This window comes from Agromyces aureus, assembly GCF_001660485.1.
Lineage (GTDB): Bacteria > Actinomycetota > Actinomycetes > Actinomycetales > Microbacteriaceae > Agromyces > Agromyces aureus.
In genome coordinates, this window is the sequence record NZ_CP013979.1 from 2,262,703 (window position 1) to 2,280,802 (window position 18,100).

Annotated in this window: 18 protein-coding genes; 11 read left to right on the forward strand and 7 right to left on the reverse strand. The window is 71.1% G+C overall.

Annotated elements, in window-relative coordinates:
* Positions 1 to 6: 6 nt before the first annotated feature.
* Complete coding sequence (gene serB, locus ATC03_RS10005) at positions 7 to 669, reverse strand: phosphoserine phosphatase SerB (RefSeq protein ID WP_067876347.1); 663 nt, start codon at positions 667 to 669, stop codon at positions 7 to 9.
* Positions 666 to 1,916, reverse strand: coding sequence for a glucose-1-phosphate adenylyltransferase (locus tag ATC03_RS10010; RefSeq protein WP_067876350.1), 1,251 nt, complete (start codon positions 1,914 to 1,916; stop codon positions 666 to 668). The genes serB and ATC03_RS10010 overlap by 4 nt, the downstream gene beginning before the upstream one ends.
* 82 nt (positions 1,917 to 1,998) lie before the next feature.
* Here ATC03_RS10010 and glgA point away from each other — a divergent pair, with 82 nt between their 5' ends.
* From glgA to ATC03_RS10025, 3 genes are all read left to right on the forward strand, one after another.
* Complete coding sequence (gene glgA, locus ATC03_RS10015) at positions 1,999 to 3,186, forward strand: glycogen synthase (protein ID WP_067876353.1); 1,188 nt, start codon at positions 1,999 to 2,001, stop codon at positions 3,184 to 3,186.
* A gap of 80 nt (positions 3,187 to 3,266) precedes the next feature.
* Complete coding sequence (locus ATC03_RS10020) at positions 3,267 to 4,052, forward strand: ABC transporter ATP-binding protein (protein ID WP_067876357.1); 786 nt, start codon at positions 3,267 to 3,269, stop codon at positions 4,050 to 4,052.
* A 132-nt stretch (positions 4,053 to 4,184) separates the two neighbouring features.
* The gene (locus tag ATC03_RS10025; protein ID WP_067876360.1) at positions 4,185 to 4,433 is read left to right on the forward strand and encodes a type B 50S ribosomal protein L31; all 249 of its coding nucleotides are present in this window, start codon (positions 4,185 to 4,187) and stop codon (positions 4,431 to 4,433) included.
* Between the two features lie 171 nt (positions 4,434 to 4,604).
* Here the strand turns inward: ATC03_RS10025 and ATC03_RS10030 are convergent, their stop codons facing one another.
* Positions 4,605 to 5,306, reverse strand: a complete 702-nt coding sequence (locus tag ATC03_RS10030; protein ID WP_067876363.1) for an exonuclease domain-containing protein — start codon at positions 5,304 to 5,306, stop codon at positions 4,605 to 4,607.
* Positions 5,307 to 5,463: 157 nt separating this feature from the next.
* Here ATC03_RS10030 and ATC03_RS10035 point away from each other — a divergent pair, with 157 nt between their 5' ends.
* Both ATC03_RS10035 and ATC03_RS10040 read left to right on the forward strand, forming a co-directional pair.
* The gene (locus tag ATC03_RS10035; RefSeq protein WP_067876366.1) at positions 5,464 to 6,372 is read left to right on the forward strand and encodes an alpha/beta fold hydrolase; all 909 of its coding nucleotides are present in this window, start codon (positions 5,464 to 5,466) and stop codon (positions 6,370 to 6,372) included.
* Complete coding sequence (locus tag ATC03_RS10040; RefSeq protein ID WP_067876368.1) at positions 6,369 to 7,469, forward strand: glycosyltransferase family 4 protein; 1,101 nt, start codon at positions 6,369 to 6,371, stop codon at positions 7,467 to 7,469. The genes ATC03_RS10035 and ATC03_RS10040 overlap by 4 nt, the downstream gene beginning before the upstream one ends.
* Positions 7,470 to 7,497: 28 nt before the next feature.
* Here ATC03_RS10040 and ATC03_RS10045 read toward each other — a convergent pair whose 3' ends face one another.
* Positions 7,498 to 8,106, reverse strand: a complete 609-nt coding sequence (locus ATC03_RS10045) for a histidine phosphatase family protein (protein ID WP_067881846.1) — start codon at positions 8,104 to 8,106, stop codon at positions 7,498 to 7,500.
* Between the two features lie 94 nt (positions 8,107 to 8,200).
* Entirely contained in the window at positions 8,201 to 9,046 is an 846-nt protein-coding gene (locus ATC03_RS10050) for an NAD-dependent protein deacetylase (protein ID WP_067876370.1), read from the reverse strand.
* A gap of 79 nt (positions 9,047 to 9,125) precedes the next feature.
* Here ATC03_RS10050 and ATC03_RS10055 point away from each other — a divergent pair, with 79 nt between their 5' ends.
* Both ATC03_RS10055 and ATC03_RS10060 read left to right on the forward strand, forming a co-directional pair.
* Positions 9,126 to 9,986: a TrmH family RNA methyltransferase gene (locus tag ATC03_RS10055; protein ID WP_084003417.1), complete on the forward strand. Its 861-nt coding sequence runs from the start codon at positions 9,126 to 9,128 to the stop codon at positions 9,984 to 9,986.
* A complete protein-coding gene (locus tag ATC03_RS10060) occupies positions 9,983 to 11,275 on the forward strand; it encodes a D-alanyl-D-alanine carboxypeptidase family protein (protein ID WP_067876372.1) in 1,293 nt (430 codons plus the stop codon). Before ATC03_RS10055 ends, ATC03_RS10060 begins: the two co-directional genes overlap by 4 nt.
* On the opposite strand, the gene ATC03_RS10065 is transcribed toward ATC03_RS10060, so the two are convergent.
* Entirely contained in the window at positions 11,257 to 12,042 is a 786-nt protein-coding gene (locus ATC03_RS10065) for an SGNH/GDSL hydrolase family protein (protein WP_067876373.1), read from the reverse strand. The two genes, ATC03_RS10060 and ATC03_RS10065, sit on opposite strands and share 19 nt — an antisense overlap.
* A 73-nt stretch (positions 12,043 to 12,115) precedes the next feature.
* Between ATC03_RS10065 and ATC03_RS10070 the strand changes: the two genes are divergently transcribed.
* From ATC03_RS10070 to ATC03_RS10080, 3 genes are all read left to right on the forward strand, one after another.
* Positions 12,116 to 13,915: a DEAD/DEAH box helicase gene (locus ATC03_RS10070; RefSeq protein WP_067876375.1), complete on the forward strand. Its 1,800-nt coding sequence runs from the start codon at positions 12,116 to 12,118 to the stop codon at positions 13,913 to 13,915.
* A 53-nt stretch (positions 13,916 to 13,968) separates the two neighbouring features.
* Positions 13,969 to 15,348, forward strand: a complete 1,380-nt coding sequence (locus ATC03_RS10075; protein WP_067876377.1) for an MFS transporter — start codon at positions 13,969 to 13,971, stop codon at positions 15,346 to 15,348.
* A 139-nt stretch (positions 15,349 to 15,487) separates the two neighbouring features.
* Positions 15,488 to 15,964: an Lrp/AsnC family transcriptional regulator gene (locus ATC03_RS10080; RefSeq protein ID WP_067876380.1), complete on the forward strand. Its 477-nt coding sequence runs from the start codon at positions 15,488 to 15,490 to the stop codon at positions 15,962 to 15,964.
* 15 nt (positions 15,965 to 15,979) lie between these two features.
* Here the strand turns inward: ATC03_RS10080 and ATC03_RS10085 are convergent, their stop codons facing one another.
* Positions 15,980 to 17,086, reverse strand: a complete 1,107-nt coding sequence (locus ATC03_RS10085; RefSeq protein WP_067876383.1) for a VIT1/CCC1 transporter family protein — start codon at positions 17,084 to 17,086, stop codon at positions 15,980 to 15,982.
* A gap of 229 nt (positions 17,087 to 17,315) precedes the next feature.
* On the opposite strand from ATC03_RS10085, the gene ATC03_RS10090 reads away from it, so the two are divergent.
* Entirely contained in the window at positions 17,316 to 18,068 is a 753-nt protein-coding gene (locus ATC03_RS10090; protein WP_067876387.1) for an SDR family oxidoreductase, read from the forward strand.
* The last annotated feature ends 32 nt before the right edge of the window (positions 18,069 to 18,100 follow it).

Here is an 18,100-nt window from a genome sequence, read left to right on the forward strand (position 1 = left end):
GAGGTCTCAGCCGCGCAGTCCGAGCAGCGCCAGCGCCTGCGAGAGGTCGGGCGTCGTGATCGCGACATCCGCCTGGGCTCGCACCACGGGCTTCGCGCAGAACGCCACGCCCAGGCCGGCCTTCGCCAGCATGCGCAGGTCGTTCGCCCCGTCGCCGATCGCGACGGTGTACTTCAGGGGCACGGATGCCGCGGCCGCCCACTCCTCGAGCGCGACGGCCTTCGCCTCGGCGTCGACGATCGGGCCGTCGACCCGACCGGTGAGTCGGCCGCCATCGAGCTCGAGGCGGTTCGCTCGGCAGAAGTCGAGCCCGAGGCGCTCGGCGAGCGGATCGAGCAGTTCGTGGAATCCGCCGGAGACGACGCCCACCACACCGCCGACGGCGTGCACGCCGTCGATGAGCTCCTGGACGCCGGGCGTCGGCGTCATGCGCGTTCGCGCGTGCGCGAGGTCGTCGACCCCGAGCCCGGCGAGCGTCGCGACGCGTTCGCGCAGGCTCGCGGCGAAGTCCAGTTCGCCGCGCATGGCGCGCTCGGTCACCTCGGCGACGAGCGGCAGGCTGCCGGCGGCCTCGGCGAGGAGTTCGATGGCCTCCTCGCGGATGAGCGTGGAGTCGGCGTCGAGCACGACGAGCGGGCCGCCGAAGCGGCCGCGTGCGCCTGCGCTCACGCGCCGGCCGCCCGGACCCTGGATCCCTTGCCGACGACCGTGATGCCGCTGTCGGTCACGATGAACCCGCGGGCGAGGTCTTCGGCACGGTCGACGCCGATGCGGGCGCCGGCCTCGACGACGACCTCCTTGTCGAGGATCGCCCGCTGCACGGTCGCGCCGGCATCGATGCGTGCGCGGTCGAACAGGATCGAGTCGGCGACGTGCGCCCCCGAGCCCACGACCGCCCACGGCCCGAGCACGCTGCGCTCGACGTGCGCGCCCGAGATCACGGAACCGAGCGACACGATCGAGTCGATCACGGTGCCGAGGGTGCCGCGCGCGTCGCGCGTGAACTTGGCCGGCGGCGAGTTCAACTGCTGGCTGAAGATCGGCCACTCGCGGTTGTACAGGTTGAAGACCGGCATGACCGAGATGAGGTCCTGGTGCGCCTCGAAGAACGAGTCGATCGTTCCCACGTCGCGCCAGTAGTACCGGTCGCGGTCGGTCGAACCGGGCACGTCGTTGCGATTGAGGTCGTAGACGCCGGCCGCGCCCTGGGCCACGAACGCGGGGATGATGTCGCCGCCCATGTCGTGGCTGGAGTCGGTCAGCTCGCCGTCGCGGAGCACCGCGTCGATGAGGGCGTCGGCGTTGAACACGTAGTTGCCCATCGAGGCGAGCACCTCGCCGGGGGAGTCGGGCAGGCCGACCGGGTCGGAGGGCTTCTCGAGGAACCGGTGGATGTGCTCGGGGTTGTTCGGGTCGACCTCGATGACGCCGAACTGATCGGCGAGCGAGATCGGCTGACGGATCGCGGCCACGGTCGCCGCCGCGCCCGACGCGATGTGTGCGTCGATCATCTGGCTGAAGTCCATGCGGTACACGTGATCGGCGCCGACGACGACGATGATGTCGGGCTGCTCGTCGTAGATCAGGTTGAGGCTCTGCAGGATCGCGTCGGCCGACCCCGAGAACCACCGCTTGCCGAGGCGCTGCTGGGCGGGCACCGAGGCGACGTACGAGTTCAGGAGACCGCTCATGCGCCAGGTCTGCGAGACGTGCCGGTCGAGGCTGTGCGACTTGTACTGCGTCAGCACGACGATCTGCCGCAGACCCGAGTTCAACAGGTTCGACAGGGCGAAGTCGATGAGACGGTACTGCCCGCCGAACGGCACCGCGGGCTTCGCCCGGTCCTCGGTGAGGGGCATGAGTCGCTTGCCCTCGCCGCCAGCGAGGACGATGCCGAATACCTTGCGCGTGACCATGCCCCAACTGTAGTCAGCGCGGGGCCTCCTGAGGCGATCGGAGTCGACGCATGTCGGATGCCGCTGCGCTAGCGTATGCTCCATGCGCGTCGACCTGCTCACCCGTGAATACCCGCCCGAGATCTACGGGGGAGCCGGCGTGCACGTGGCCGAACTCGTGCGGGCGCTCCGGCGAGACATCGAGGTCGTGGTGCGGGCGTTCGGCGCTCCGCGCGACGAGCCCGGCACGTTCGGCTACGCGACGCCCGAAGCGTTCGAGGGCCGCAACGCCGCGGTCGGCACCATGGGCGTCGACCTGCTCATGGCAGCGGATGCCGCCGGCGCCGATCTCGTGCACTCGCACACGTGGTACGCGAACTTCGCGGGCTTCACCGCGAAGCGCCTCCACGGCGTCCCGCACGTCGTCACGGCGCACAGCCTCGAGCCGCTCCGCCCGTGGAAGGCCGAGCAGCTCGGCGGCGGCTACCGCCTCTCGTCATGGGTCGAGCGCGCGGCCTTCGAGGACGCCGACGCCGTGATCGCGGTGAGCGAGGGCATGCGCCGCGACATCCTGCGCGCCTACCCGGCGATCGACCCCGCGAAGGTGGAGGTCGTCTACAACGGCATCGACCTCGCGGACTGGAAGCCGAACCCCGACGCCGACCTGACCCGCTCCCTCGGCGTCGACCCCGAGCGTCCTTCGATCATCTTCGTCGGCCGCATCACCCGGCAGAAGGGCCTGCCGTACCTCCTCCGTGCCGCGCGCCTGCTGCCGCCGGAGGTGCAGCTCGTGCTCTGCGCCGGCGCACCGGACACGCCCGAGATCATGGCCGAGGTCACCGGACTCGTCGACGAGCTCCGCACGGAGCGCGACGGTGTCGTCTGGATCGACCGGCACCTGCCACGGGCCGAGCTCACCGCGCTGCTCACGGCCGCGACCGCGTTCGTGTGCCCCTCGATCTACGAACCCCTCGGCATCGTGAACCTCGAGGCCATGGCCTGCGGGGCGCCGGTGGTCGGCACCGCCACGGGCGGCATCCCCGAGGTCGTCGACGACGGCGTCACCGGCGTGCTCGTGCCCATCGATCAGGCCGAGGACGGCACCGGCACCCCGACGGACCCCGAGCGCTACGTCGCCGACCTCGCCGAGGCGCTCACCCGGGTCGTCTCCGATCCGGAGCGCGCTGCCGCCATGGGCGCGGCTGGCCGCGTCCGCGCCGAGCAGCATTTCGGATGGGACGCGATCGCGGAGCGCACACGCGAGGTCTACGACCGCGTACTCGCCCGCTGACCCTCGCCGCGACGCCGCCGCGAGCCTTCGAGCGTCTCGACGGCGCTTCGAGGGTCCGAGCGCCCGATAGCATGGTGGACATGGCGAGTACGGTGCTGCAGTTCCAGGATGTTTCGGTGGTTCGCGACGGGAATTCGATCCTCGATTCCGTGACGTGGAGCGTCGAATCCGACGAACGCTGGGTCGTGCTCGGGCCGAACGGCGCCGGCAAGACCACGCTGCTGCAGATCGCGGCCGCGGCGATGCACCCGACCAGCGGCACGGCCTCCGTGCTCGGAGAGAAGCTCGGCAAGGCCGACGTCTTCGAGCTCCGGCCGATGATCGGCTTCGCGTCCACGGCGATGGCACGAAAGATCCCGCGCAACGAGACGGTCATCGACTCGGTCCTCACGGCCGCGTACTCGGTCACCGGCCGCTGGAACGAGGAGTACGAGGAGATCGACGTGCGTCGCGCTCAGCGCGTGCTCTCCGAGTGGGGCCTCGAGGGCTTCGCCGACCGCCGGTTCGGCAGCCTCTCCGACGGCGAGCAGAAGCGCGTGCAGATCGCCCGCTCGGTCATGACCGACCCCGAACTGCTGCTGCTCGACGAGCCGGCCGCGAGCCTCGACCTCGGCGCCCGCGAGGAGCTCGTCGGACTGCTCGGCGGCTACGCGTCGTCGTCGGCGTCGCCGGCGATCGTCATGGTCACGCATCACGTCGAGGAGATCCCCAACGGATTCACGCACGCACTGCTCCTCGCCAAGGGTGCAGTCGTGGCTGCAGGCCCGCTCGCCGAGGCGCTCACGAGCGAGACGCTCACGAACGCGTTCGGCATCTCCATCGAGCTCAGCGAGACCGACGGCCGCTACACGGCGCGCGCAAGCTGAACCTGACCAGAACTCGCTGCCGGTTCTGCTAGAATCGTTAGCTGGCCCCCTCGGGCCGACATGCTTTCCCAACGCGCTGCACACGTCGCCGTCGGGATTCACGAGAAAAATCCGATCAGCAAGGAAGTCACCATGAAGACCGACATCCACCCCGAGTACGCTGCCGTCGTCTTCCGCGACCTCGCCTCGGGCGCAACGTTCCTCACCCGTTCGACGGTGTCGAGCGACAAGACCATCGAGCTCGACGGCGAGACCTACCCGGTCATCGACGTCGAGATCTCGTCGGAGTCGCACCCGTTCTACACGGGCAAGCAGCGCATCATGGACTCGGCCGGCCGCGTCGAGAAGTTCAACAAGCGCTTCGCCGGCTTCGGCAAGTAAGTTCCGTCAGGAACCCGCCGCACGAAGGGGCGGTCGACTTCGGTCGACCGCCCCTTCGTCGTTGCCACGCCTGGGCCGCTCGTGCCGCACGGTCGGCCATGAGGAATGGTCTCCGACGCCGACGATCGCCCGCGAACGAACGGCCGAGGCCGCCCGCCTGCCGGCCGCGCGTCAGCGGACCGGCCAGGCGCCCGACGTCGTGAACTCGGGTTCGCCGTTCTTGCGACGCCACGCCTGGTAGCTCTCGGCCTGCTCGTGGCACCAGTCGATCTGGCGGGCATGCAGGTCGGCGAGCGCGATCGCCGCGAGCTCGGGGTAGGTGCGCGCGATCGCTTGGGCGACCCGGCCCGCAGCGACGGCGTCGGCTCCGGCGTCGTGCGCGTCGTCGAGTCGCACCCCGTAGTGCTCGCAGGTGGCCGTCAGCGTGCGCTTGCCGCGGCGGTACCGATCGACCGCCTTGTCGATGACGAGGGGGTCGACGACCGCGTCGGGGCCGGGAAGGCCGACGAGCGCGTAGCGCTCGGCCTCCCGAGCGAGCACCGTGAGATCGTAGGCCGCGTTGTACGCCACGATCGGCAGGCGGCGCGCCGAGGCATCCGCGAGGGCCGCGATGATCTCGGCGACCGCCGTGGGCGCGGCGGCGCCCTCGAGACGGGCGCGCTCGGTCGAGACGCCGTGGATGAGCGAGGCGGCCGTGGGGATCTCGACGCCGGGGTCGACGATCCACTGACGCCGTTCGAGCTCCTCGCCGTCGCGGCCGATCACGCCGACGTGCGCGGTCACGATGCGGCAGGTGTCGACGTCGATTCCCGTGGTCTCGAGGTCGAAGACGGCGAGGGTGTCGGCCCAGTGTGCGGCGTTCGCGGAATCCATGGTGGAAGGCTACGGGCGCGCACCGACATCGACCGGGCGTGCGGCGCGTGTCCCTCGGATCGAAGCGTCGCGACGCCGCGCGGAGGGCCGACCGGCGCTTCCCGCGCCTGTGGAGACCGACGGACGCCCAGCCGCGGCGCCGTAGACTGACGAGGTTATGATCGCCTCCCCGTACGCCGAGCAGCTCGCGCGCATCCCCGTCAGCGAGCACCGCCTCGACGTCGACGGCACCGAGACCTCCTGGTGGGAATACGGCCCCGCCGACGGCCCTGTGCTCGTGCTCGTGCACGGGTTCCGAGGCGACCACCACGGCCTCGAACCCGTCGTGGCGCAGCTGCCCGGCTTCCGCATCATCTCGCCCGACCTGCCCGGGTTCGGCGCGTCCGACACGTTCGCGACCGGCGCCCACGACCTCGACGCGTACACCGCGTGGCTCGGCGCGTTCATCGCCGCGCTCGGCATCGACGGTCAGTACACGCTCCTCGGCCACTCGTTCGGTTCGATCGTCACCTCCGCCGCAGTCGCCCGCGGCCTCTCGCCCGAACGCCTCATCCTCGTGAACCCCATCGGCGCTCCCGCGCTCGAGGGTCCGCGCGGCGTCATGACCCGGCTCGCGGTGCTCTACTACCGGGCGGCCGCGGCGCTGCCCGAGCGACCGGGGTTCGCCCTCCTCCGCAACGGCGCGGTCGTGCGCATCATGAGCGCGACCATGGCGAAGACGAAGTCCAAGTCGCTGCGTCGCTGGATCCACGACCAGCACGACACGTACTTCTCGGCGTTCGGCACGCGCGACTCCGTGCTCGAGGGATTCACGACCTCCGTGAGCCACGACGTCAGCGAGGTCGCCGCCGACATCCGGGTGCCGACGCTGCTCGTCGCCGCCGAACGCGACGACGTCACGCCGCTCTCGGCGCAGCAACGCCTCGTGACGCGCTTCCCCGATGCCCGGCTCGAGGTGATCCCCGAGGTGGGGCACCTCATCCACTACGAGACCCCCGACCAGGCCGCGGCGATGATCCTCGCGTTCCTCGGCTCCGACCGCCTGGGCTCCGAGGCGCACGCGTGAAGGTCGTCGTCGACTGCCGCTACACCCGCATCGGGCGTCACGACGGCATCAGCCGCTTCACCGCGGGCATCGTCACGGAGCTCGCCAAGCGGCATCCGCTCACCATGCTCGTGAACGACCACCGGCAGCTCGAGATGCTGCCCGACCTGCCGTGGCAGCTCGTGAGCGGCCCTACGAGCATTCGCGAACCCCTCGTCGCCCTGCAGGTTCGTCGCCTGAAACCCGACATCGTCTTCTCGCCGATGCAGACCATGGGGTCATGGGGGCGCGACTACCGACTGCTGCTCACCCTGCACGACCTCATCTACTACGAGAACCCGACGCCGCCGCGCGACCTGCCGTGGCCCGTGCGGGTGCTCTGGCGCCTCTACCACCTCGCCTGGTGGCCGCAGCGCCTGCTGCTGAATCGTGCCGACGCGGTCGTGACCGTCTCGGAGACGACGGCCGGACTCATCCGCGAGCACGAGCTCACCGATCGCCCGGTCACGGTCGTCCCGAACGCGGCCGACGACCTCGCCGTGCCCGACCTTCCGAGAACGCGGCCCGCCGGACACCGCCTCGTCTACATGGGCTCGTACATGCCCTACAAGAACGTCGACACCCTCGTGCGGGCGGTCGGCGCGCTGCCCGAGCACGAGTTGCACCTCCTGAGCAGGATCAGCCGCGACGAGCGTGCGCGGCTCACTCGCCTGGCGCCCCAGGCCCGTCTGGTGTTCCACAACGGCGTGACGGATGCCGAGTACGCCGAGCTGCTGGGCGGCGCGAGCGCGCTCGTGCACGCGTCACGAGCCGAGGGCTTCGGCATTCCGCTCGTCGAGGCCATGCGTCTCGGCACGCCCGTGGTCGTCAGCGACATCCCGATCTTCCGCGAGATCGGCGGCGATGCGGCCATGTACTTCGACCCCGACTCGCCCCAGTCGCTCGTCGCGGCGCTCTGGGCGCTCGAGCGCGGCGACGAATGGGAGCGGCGTTCTGCGGCATCCGTCGACGTCGCGGCCGAGTACACCTGGGCGGCATCGGCCGAGCGCCTGCTCGAGCTCATGCGACGCACGGCCGGGCCGGGCAAGCGCCGCCGGCGATCGCGCCGGCGACGCTGACCCCTCCTCGAGCGCGCGGCCGTCGGTGTCAGCCCGCGGTGCCGGTCGCGGCCTGCGGCAGCACGAGGGTCAGGTCGGCGCCGTCGACGAGCACCTCGTGCACCGATCCGTTGCCGATCACGTAGTCGGGCGTCGGGAACGTCCAGTCGCTGAGGTCGAGCATCAGTGCGTGGATCACGCCGCCGTGCGTCACGACGACGACCTCGCCGCCCGGGTGTGCGGCCGCGATCTCGACGAGTGCGGCACGGGCTCTGGCGATCACGGCCGATCTCGGCTCGAGACCGTCGATCGTCGCCGCCTGAGCCTCGACCGCGGCCCGGCCGCCGTGATCGAGCCCCTCGAGCACCCCGTAGCTGCGTTCGGCGAGCGTCGTGAGCTGCACGGGTTCGGGGAGGCCGAGCCGGCCGCCGATGATCTGTGCCGTCTCGACCGCCCGCGAGAGCGTGCTCGAGTAGAGCCCGTCCCAACGGCCGCGCGCGAGGCCGGACGCCACGGCCGACGCCTGCGCGCGTCCGGCATCGTTGAGCGGGATGTCGGTGGCGCCCTGGATGCGGCGCTGCACGTTCCAGTCGGTCTCCCCGTGACGGACGAGCACGAGCCGGGTCGGTGAGGTGCGGGGGAGGGCGGCGCGCGTCATCCCGACACTCTCGCACATCGCGCGCGGGTGGATGTCGTCGCCGAACACGATGACCGCGGGCGTCGGCCGCCGGAGGACCGCCTGTTGACCGTCGTCAGGCGATGAGCGCCTCCGCGAAGGCTGCGAGCGTCTCGCTCGTGCCTGCATCGACCTTGACCGCTGCGCGGCTGTCGCCCTTGGTGATGCCCCGATTCACGACCACGATGGGCATCCGGCGGCGGCGAGCGAGCTCGATCAGCCGCATGCCCGAGTTCACGACGAGCGACGAACCCGCGACGAGCAGCACGTCGGACCCGCGGACGATCGAGGCAGCGGCCTCGAAGACCTCGACCGGCACGAACTCGCCGAAGAACACCACGTCGGGCTTCAGGATGCCGCCGCACACCGTGCATTCCGGGATCACGAGGGAGGCGGCGTCCTCGACGTCGACGTCGCCGTCGGGGTTCGCGCGGATCGCGCCCTCGACCTCGAGGCCGGGATTGAGGGCGGAGAGTCGGTCGGCGATCGCCTCGCGGGCGAACTGCTGGCCGCACGTGAGGCACAGCACCCGGTCCATGCCGCCGTGGAGTTCGACGACCCGACGGCTGCCCGCCTTGCGGTGCAGGCCGTCGACGTTCTGCGTGACGAGACCGTTCACGATGCCGGCGGACTCGAGCTCGGCAAGGGCTCGATGTCCGGTGTTCGGGCGCGCGGTGCCGAAGGCGCGCCACCCGAGGTGGCTGCCGGCCCAGTAGCGCTTGCGGGCGGCCTCGGAGGCGAGGAACGCCTGGAAGGTCATGGGCGTACGCACGGGTGCGCCCTCGCCGCGGTAGTCGGGGATGCCCGAGTCCGTGCTGAGGCCCGCACCGGTGAGCACCGCGAGGCGCTGGCCCCGGAGCACGTCGATGGCTCGGTCGAACGTCGCGTCGCCGCGGACGGGGATTTCGAGGTCGGATGTCACCGGTTCTCCCTTCGAATCGTCTGATTCTATTCGCGTCGGTTTTCGGGTTTGTTTCGGGGACTGGCAGTCTGGAAGAACCATGCACATCGAACGAGTCCGCGACGCGGCATCCGATCGCGTCGCCGACTATGCGAACCTGACGGATGTGTCGCTGCGCAGCGCCCACGAGCCTGCGAACGGCCTGTACATCGCCGAGTCCGCGAAGGTCATCCTGCGGGCGATCCGGGCAGGTCACCGGCCGCGATCGGTGCTCATGGAGGAGAAGTGGCTCGCCGGCCTCGAGGCCGCGCTCGAGCCGTTCGACGTGCCCGTGCACCTCGCCGATGCCGACCAGCTCGAGGAGATCACGGGCTATCGCGTGCACCGCGGCGCCCTCGCCGCGTTCGAGCGGCCCGAGCTGCCCGATCCGGCCGAGCTGCTCGCGAACGCGCGACGGGTCGTGGTGCTCGAGGACATCGTCGACCACACGAACGTCGGCGCGATCTTCCGCTCGGTGGCCGCGCTCGGCGCGGACGCCGTGTTCGTCACCCCGCGGTGCGCCGACCCGCTCTACCGCCGAAGCGTGCGCGTGAGCATGGGCACGGTGTTCCAGGTGCCGTGGACGCGTCTGCCCGACTGGAGCGACGCCGTCGGACTGCTGCACGACGCCGGCTTCACGATCGCCGCGCTCGCACTGTCAGACCGCTCGATCACGCTGCAGCAGCTCGCGGCCGATGCGCCCGAGCGGCTCGCACTCGTGTTCGGGGCCGAGGGCGACGGGCTCAGCCGCACCGTGCTCGATGCGGCCGACGAGGTCGTGCGCATTCCCATGGCGCACGGCGTCGACTCGTTGAACGTCGCGGCCGCGGCCGCGGTCGTGCTCTACGCGCTCCCGGCCGGCGAGTCCGACGACCCGGCCGGTTCCGCCCCAGTGCTCGGCAATCGAGGCGGCGAGGCATGACCGAGACATCCACCCCGACCTCCGCGAAGCCGCAACCCGACGCGAAGGTCTACCGCCGACGCCGCATCATCGTGTTCACGACGCTCGCCGTGCTGCTCGGCCTGCTGACCACGGCGGGCGTCTACACCTCGAACGCCCTCGGCGCGCCGATCCCGACCGCGGCGCCCCAGGTCGAGGATCCGGCCCCGATCGCGGCGGCCGCGCAACCGCTCGTGCTCCCGGGGTTCGGCGCGTACGCCGTGGGTGCGGTCGGATTCGACGGCCTGCTCGCCGCGGGAAACGATCAGACCCCGATGGCACTCGCGAGTATCACGAAGGTCATCACGGCGCTCACCGTGCTGTCGGAGCATCCGATCCCGGCGGGGGAGACCGGCCCGGACATCGCGTACACCGATGCCGATGTCGACATCTACTGGGACATGATCGCCCAGAACGGTTCGGTCGCTCCGGTCGAGGCCGGCGCGACGCTCTCGCTGAAGGAGAGCCTCGAGGCCCTGCTCATCCCGTCGGGCAACAACTACGGCATCTCGATCTCGAACTGGGCGTTCGGATCCGAGGCCGCACTGGCCGAGAAGGCGAATGCCTGGCTCGCCGCGAACGGGCTCGTGAACACGCATGTCGTCGACTCGAGCGGCATCTCCGACGACAACGTCGGCACCGCCGCCGACATGGTGCGGCTCGGCGAGATCGCCCTCGAAGACCCGACGATCGCCGCGATCGTCGCCTCGAAGAGCGTCGAGATCCCCGAGCTCGGTACGCTGACGAACTCGAACAAGCTGCTCGGCACCCACGGCATCGACGGCATGAAGACCGGCACGACGGATGACGCGGCGAACCTGCTCTTCACCGCCGACTACGCGGTCGGGTCATCGACCGTGACCGTCGTGGGCGTGCTGCTCGGCGGCGAGAGCCACGCCGTGATCGACGAGGCGATCGCGGCGATGCTGGATTCGGTCGTGCCGGGCTTCCACGAGGTCGCCCCGCTCACGGCGAACCAGGTGCTCGCCGAGTACGACACGCCGTGGGGCGAGTCCGCCAGGGCGCGGGCCGCGACCGGCGCATCGCTGGTCGTCTGGAACGACACGCCCGTCGACGTCGAGGTGAACGCCGACCCGATCACGCTCGCCGTTCGCGGCGACGAGGTGGGCACCGCGGTCGTGCGTGCGGGGTCGAAGGAGATCATCGTGCCGCTCGTGCTCGACGCGACGCTCGCCGACCCGGGAGCCTGGTGGCGCCTGACCAACCCGGGCGCACTCGACGAGCAGTCGGCTCAGTCCGGCACCGAGTAGGGTCCGGCATCGGGCCGCTTGGCCGTGATGAAGTCTCCCGACGACTGATGGCGCACGCGTCGCAGCACCCACGGCACGAGGTACTCGCGTGCCCACGAGAAATCTTCGACCCTGGCCTGCCGCCATGTGGACGCCGGCACCGGCTCGGGGTTCATCGGTTCGAGCTCGTTCTCGACGTTGAGCGCCTCGAGCACCATGCGTGCGACCTCGTGGTGACCGAGCGAGTTCAGGTGCAGGCGATCGGGCGCCCACATGCGCTGGTCCTGGATCTCGGTGAGCGCCCACTGGTCGGCGACGACGCAGTCGTACTTCTTCGCGACGATGCGGAGGTTCTCGTTGTAGATCGCGACCTTGCCCCGGAGCCCGCGGAACACCGGTGAGAACCCGACGTCGACGCCCGTGAAGATCACGATCGTCGCGTGGTCGCGCGAGAGCCGGTCGATCGCGTACTCGAAGCGCGCCGCGATCTCGTCGGGGTCGGTGCCGGGGCGGATCACGTCGTTGCCGCCCGCTGAGATCGTGATCAGGTCGGGGCGCAGCGCGAGCGCGGGCTCGAGCTGCTCGTCGATGATCTGCCGGATGAGCTTGCCGCGCACCGCGAGATTCGCGTAGGCGAAGTCCTCGGTACCCTGACCGAGCACCTCGGCGACCCGGTCGGCCCAGCCGCGGTTGCCGCCGGGCACCGTGGGCTCGGGATCGCCGATGCCCTCGGTGAACGAGTCGCCGATCGCGACGTACCGGGACCAGGGGTGCTGCTGCGTGACCATGCCCCCATTCTGCCAACCTCGTCAAGCGCATCGAATTCGGGGATGTCGGCAGCCTCGACTACCCTCGAATCCAGTGAGCACAGCGACCCCTTCCGGAGCCCAGCCGGGCACCTCGGCCGCCGAACACCTCTCCCCGTCGTTCCCCGAACGCGCGGCCTGGGGCACGGCGAGCAAGCTTCGGGCCTGGCAGGCCGAGGCACTCGAGCAGTACCTCGCCGACCTTCCCCGCGACTTCCTCGCGGCGGCGACGCCGGGCGCAGGCAAGACCACGTTCGCGCTGCGCCTCGCGGCCGAGCTCCGCTCGCGCCGCATCATCGACCGCATCACGGTCGTGGCCCCCACCGACCACCTGAAGCGCCAGTGGGCGGATGCCGCGGCGCGCGCCGGCATCCGGCTCGACCCGGGGTTCCGCAACGCCCACGGCAGCATCGCGCGGCACTTCCACGGTGTCGCCGTGACGTACGCGCAGGTCGCCATGCGCCCCGCGCTGCACCGCGAGCTGACGCTCTCCGGGCGCACGCTCGTGATCCTCGACGAGGTGCACCACGGCGGCGACGCGCTCTCGTGGGGCGACGCCATCCGCGAGGCGTTCGAGCCCGCGACCAAGCGCCTCTCGCTCACCGGAACCCCGTTCCGCTCCGACACCGCGCCGATCCCGTTCGTGCAGTACGAACAGGACGCCCACGGCGTTCGCCTCTCGCAGACCGACTACGCCTACGGCTACGGCCGTGCCCTCGCCGATGGCGTCGTGCGCCCGGTGCTGTTCATGGTCTACGCCGGCCACATGCGCTGGCGCACCAAGGCCGGCGACGAGATGGAGGCGCGCCTCGGCGAGGACAACACGAAGGACATCACCTCCTCGGCCTGGCGCACCGCGCTCGAGCCGACCGGCGAGTGGATCCCCGCCGTGCTCGCGGCCGCCGACCGACGCCTCACCGAGGTGCGCCATGGCATCCCCGACGCGGGCGGGCTCGTCATCGCGACCGACCAGACCGTCGCCCGCGCCTACGCGAAGACGCTCGAGGAGATCTGCGGAGAACCCGTCACGGTCGTGCTCTCCGACGAGAAGGAGGCGAGCGCGCGCATCGAGGAGTTCTCCGAGAACACCCGTCGCTGGATGGTCGCCGTCCGCATGGTGTCCGAGGGCGTCGACGTGCCGCGGCTCGCGGTCGGCGTGTACGCCACGAGCAGTTCGACGCCGCTGTTCTTCGCTCAGGCCATCGGGCGATTCGTGCGAGCCCGCAGGCGTGGCGAGACGGCATCCGTCTTCCTGCCGAACGTGCCGATCCTGATGGCGCTCGCCTCGCAGATGGAGCTCGAACGCGACCATGCGCTCGACCGGCGCGGCGGCGACGAGGCCGAAGGCGACGGGCTCGACGACAGCCTCCTCGAGTCCGCGAACCGCGAGGAGCGCGCGTCGGAGGAGCTCGAGCTCGGCACCTGGCAGGCCATCGAGTCGGATGCCTCGTTCGACCGCGTCATGTACGACGGCACCGAGTTCGGCACGCTCGCCGAGCCGGGCAGCGACGAGGAGTTCGACTTCATCGGCATCCCCGGCCTGCTCGAGCCCGAGCAGGTCTCCGAACTGCTCCGCCACCGTCAGGCGCGGCAGTCCCGGCGCGCCGGCGAGCGACGCAAGCACGTCGTCGAAGAAGAGCATCCCGAGCCGGTCGCGCTCTACCGCACGTTGAAGGAGCAGCGCGCGCTGCTCAACAGTCTCGTCGGGCTCTGGGCGCGGCACACGGGCGAGGCGCACTCGCTCGTGCACGCCGAGCTGCGACGCGTGTGCGGCGGCCCCGCGGTGGCCCAGGCCACGGTCACGCAGCTGCAGTCGCGCATCGAACTCCTGCGCAAGCGCCTCGGTCGCAACTGACCACGCCCGCGCGGGGAGGCGCCGACCGGTCGCCATCTGCGATCATGGCCGACATGGACCGCACCACGCGCGTGCTCACGGTCGCGATCATCGTCTCGTTCATCGCGTTCCTCGACGGTGCCGTCATCAACGTCGCCCTGCCGTCGATCGCCGACGAACTCGGCGGCGGCCTCGCCCTGCAGCAGTGGGCGGTCGACGCCTACCTGCTGACCCTCGGATCGCTGATCCTGCTGGCCGGTTCGCTCTCCGACTCGTACGGGCGCCTGCGCATCATCCGCATCGGACTCTGGGGCTTCGCCGCGACGTCGGTGCTCTGCGCCATCGCGCCGACGGGGGAGTTCCTCGTCGTCTCCCGGGCGCTGCAGGGTGCTGCCGGAGCCCTGCTCGTGCCGAGCTCGCTCGCACTCATCATCGCCACGTTCGCTCCGGCCGACCAGGGTCGCGCGATCGGGCGCTGGACCGCGTGGACCACCTCCGCGTTCTTCGTGGGCCCCCTGATCGGCGGCATCTTCGTCGACCTCGCGACCTGGCGCCTCGTGTTCTGGATCAACGTGCTGCCGATCGCCGTCGCGCTCGTGCTGATGCGCCGACTCGGCCACGACGAACCGCGCACCGAACCGGCGCACATCGACTGGCTCGGCGCCGCACTCGGCGTGGTGGGCCTCGCGGGCACCGTGTTCGCGCTCATCGAGCAGAGCAGGTTCGGGTGGACGTCTCCCGTCGTGGCGGTGCCGCTCGTCGTCGGTCTCGTCGCCCTCGTGCTGTTCGTGCTCCAGGAGCGTCGCTCGCGGCATCCGATGCTCCCACTGGGGCTCTTCGCCCGCCGGAACTTCGCAGCCGGCAACCTGGCCACCGTGTTCATCTACGCGTCGTTCTCGCTCGGGCCGTTCGCGATGACCATCTTCCTGCAGGAGTTCGGCGGGTTCAGCGCCACGATGGCGGGCATCGCGACGCTTCCGCCGACCATCATGATCGTGCTCCTCGGCTCGCGGTTCGGCGCACTGGCCGGGCGTCACGGGCCGCGCCTGTTCATGACCGCCGGACCGATCATCGTGGGCGTCGGGTACCTGCTCACGCTCACCGTGCAGGACGCCTTCGTCTACTGGTGGCAGTTCCTGCCCGGCATCCTCGTGATCGGCCTCGGGATGGCGATGACGGTCGCGCCGTTGACCTCGGCGATCCTCGGCGCGGTCGACCCGGTGCACGCCGGCATCGGCTCGGCCGTGAACAACGCGGTCGCGCGCATCGCGGGACTCGTCGCGATCGCGAGCATCAGCGTCATCGCCGGATCGCAGTTGGATGTCGAGGGGTACCGACGCACCGCCTTCGCGGTCGGCATCCTGCTCGTGATCGGCGGCCTCGTGTCGTGGTTCGGCATCCGGAATCCGAGGATCGAGCGCGTCGAGGGCACGCGAGCCGCACCCGCAGCGTGAGGTCCCGGTCATCCGGCGGGCGGCCGCTGCCGCCGCCGGCGGGCCGTCATCTGGCGGGAGGCGCGGGTGGGGCCTCGTATGATTCGGGGATGGGCCGCTCCGCGAGGGGCCAGGCAACCGACCCGATGGAGGCACCACCATGGCCGAGAAGCCCGAACTCGACCGCGTCGACCGTGCGCTGCTGCAGGCGCTCTCCACGAACGCCCGTGCCTCGGGCGCGGCACTCGCCGCCGAGGTGGGCGTCGCCGAGTCGACCGTGTCGCTGCGCCTGCGCCGGTTGCAGAGCCTCGGCACCGTCCGGGGCTACCGGGTCGAGGTCGACCTCGCCTCGCTCGGCGTCTCGCTGCAGGCGCTCATCGCGATCCGACTGGTCAAGCACGATCGCGCCGAGATCGATGCGTTCCGCTCGCAGGTGCCGCACCTGCCCGGCGTGCTGTCGGTCTACCACATGGCCGGAGCCGAAGATTACCTCCTCCACGTCGCGGCACGCGACGCCGAGGAACTCCGCGAATTCGTGCTCGCGCACCTCACCGGCCACCCGGCCGTCGCGCACACCGAGACCAACCTGATCTTCGAGCACGCCGACGGCGACGGGTGGAACAAGCTCGTCGGCTGAGCCCGATCAGCGAACTCAGCCGATCGTGGTGCCGAACGCGAGGCCGAGCACGTAGGTGACCGCCGCGGCACCGAGCCCGATGGCCAGCTGCCGCAGCGCGCGCTTCATGGGCGGCGCACCCGAGAGCACGCCGACCGTCGCGCCCGTGATCAGCAGCGCGATGCTCACCAGCACGGTGGCGAGCACGGTGGCCGCAATGCCGCTCATGCCGAAGATCCACGGCAGCACCGGGATGAGCGCGCCCGAGGCGAAGAAGAGGAAGCTCGAGACGGCCGCCGAGAGTCCGGTGCCGATCGCCTCGTCGTCCTCCGCGACGACGGCGAGGGCGTCGGTCGCGCCGGCCGTGACGCCGCCTGCGGCCTGCACGCGGGCCACGAGCATCGCGGCCTGCTCCTGCGCCTCGGCCTCGTCCATGCCGCGCGCACGGTAGACGAGGGCCAGTTCGTTCGCGTTCACGTCGAGGTCGACGAGGGCCTCGCGGGTGGCGGGGTCGGGGGCGGATGCCTCGAGCAGCTCGCGCTGGGAACGTACCGAGACGTACTCGCCGGCGCCCATCGACAGGGCGCCCGCGAGCAGGCCCGCGACGCCCGTGAAGAGCACGACCGATGGCGCGACCCCCGTCGCCCCGATGCCGAGCACGAGGGCGAGGTTGGAGACGAGCCCGTCGTTGGCGCCGAACACGGCGGCCCGGAAGGTTCCGGCGAGCGATCGGCGTCCGCGTGCCGCGAGCCCGCGCACGACCTCGCCGTGGATCCGTTCGTCGGCGGCCATCGCCGCGGTCGCGTGCGGGTCGGCCGCGTAGGGCGAACGCGCTTCCGCCTGCTGGGCGAGCGCGAGCACGAAGATCGAACCGAACCGGCGCGCACCCCATCCGAGCAGTCGCGTTCGCACGTCGGCGCGAGGAATGCCGCGTTCGTCCCCGCCGAGGAGTCCGAGCCAGTGCGCCTCGTGGCGCCCCTCGGCGGCCGCGAGCGCGAGGAGGATCTGCTGCTCCTCACCGCTGCGGCGGGCCGCGAGTTCGCGGTAGACCGCGGCCTCGGCACGTTCGTCGGCGAGATAGCGGCGCCACTTGGCGCGGTCGGCGGGCGTGCCCTGCTGGGCGGGTTCGTTCGAGTCGGCCATCATTCGCATCCTCTGCGGGAGTCGCGATGCGCCCCGCGCCATCACGTCGTGGCCGCTCGTGCGGCCTCAGCCACGATATCGACGGGTCGGGCCGCCCTCGGGCCGATTCGCCCGGATTGGCAGCATTTCGGACCCCCGAAGGTCGCCGGCTGCGGGCGTGCGAGGTCGTGGTCGGCACGGGGTGGTCGGCGTTCGGGGTTCGGCGTTCGGCGCGTGGCACGATGGTCGGATGAGTGCTCGCATCGCCCTGGTCACCGGTGTCGGTCGTGCGAACGGCATCGGGCACGCCACCGTGCTCGCGCTCGCGCGCGACGGGTGGGACGTCGCCTTCACGTTCTGGCGCCCCTACGAACGCCGGGTGCCGCTCGGCGCGGACCCCGAACGCGACCCCGAACGGCTCGAGGCCGCCGTCGAAGCGCTGGGGCGGCGGGCGATCGGCATCGAGGCCGACCTCGCGGATGCCGCCGCACCCGACCGTCTGATCGCGTCGGTGGGCGAACGACTCGGTCCGGTCGACGCCCTGGTGCTCGCGCACTCCGAGAGCGTGGACTCCGGCATCCTCGACACCAGCGTCGAGAGCTTCGACCGCCACTTCGCGGTCAACACGCGCGCCGCGTGGCTGCTGATCCGCGCGTTCGCCGGCCAGGTGCCGCGCTCCGGCGGACGCATCGTCGCCTTCACGAGCGATCACACGGTCGGCAACCTGCCGTACGGCGCGAGCAAGGGCGCGCTCGATCGCATCGTCATCGCCGCCGCCCGCGAACTCGCGCCGCTCGGCATCACCGCGAACGTGCTGAATCCGGGACCGGTCGACACGGGGTGGATGGACGACGCCACGCGCACCGCGCTCGCGGCGCATCAGCCGGGCGGACGCCTCGGCGCACCGGAGGACGCGGCGAGGTTCGTGCGGTTCCTGCTCTCCGACGACGGCCGCTGGATCTCGGGTCAGCTCGTCACGAGCGACGGCGGCTTCTCGGTCTGAGTGCCCCGCCCGACCGCGGCGCCCTGATCGCA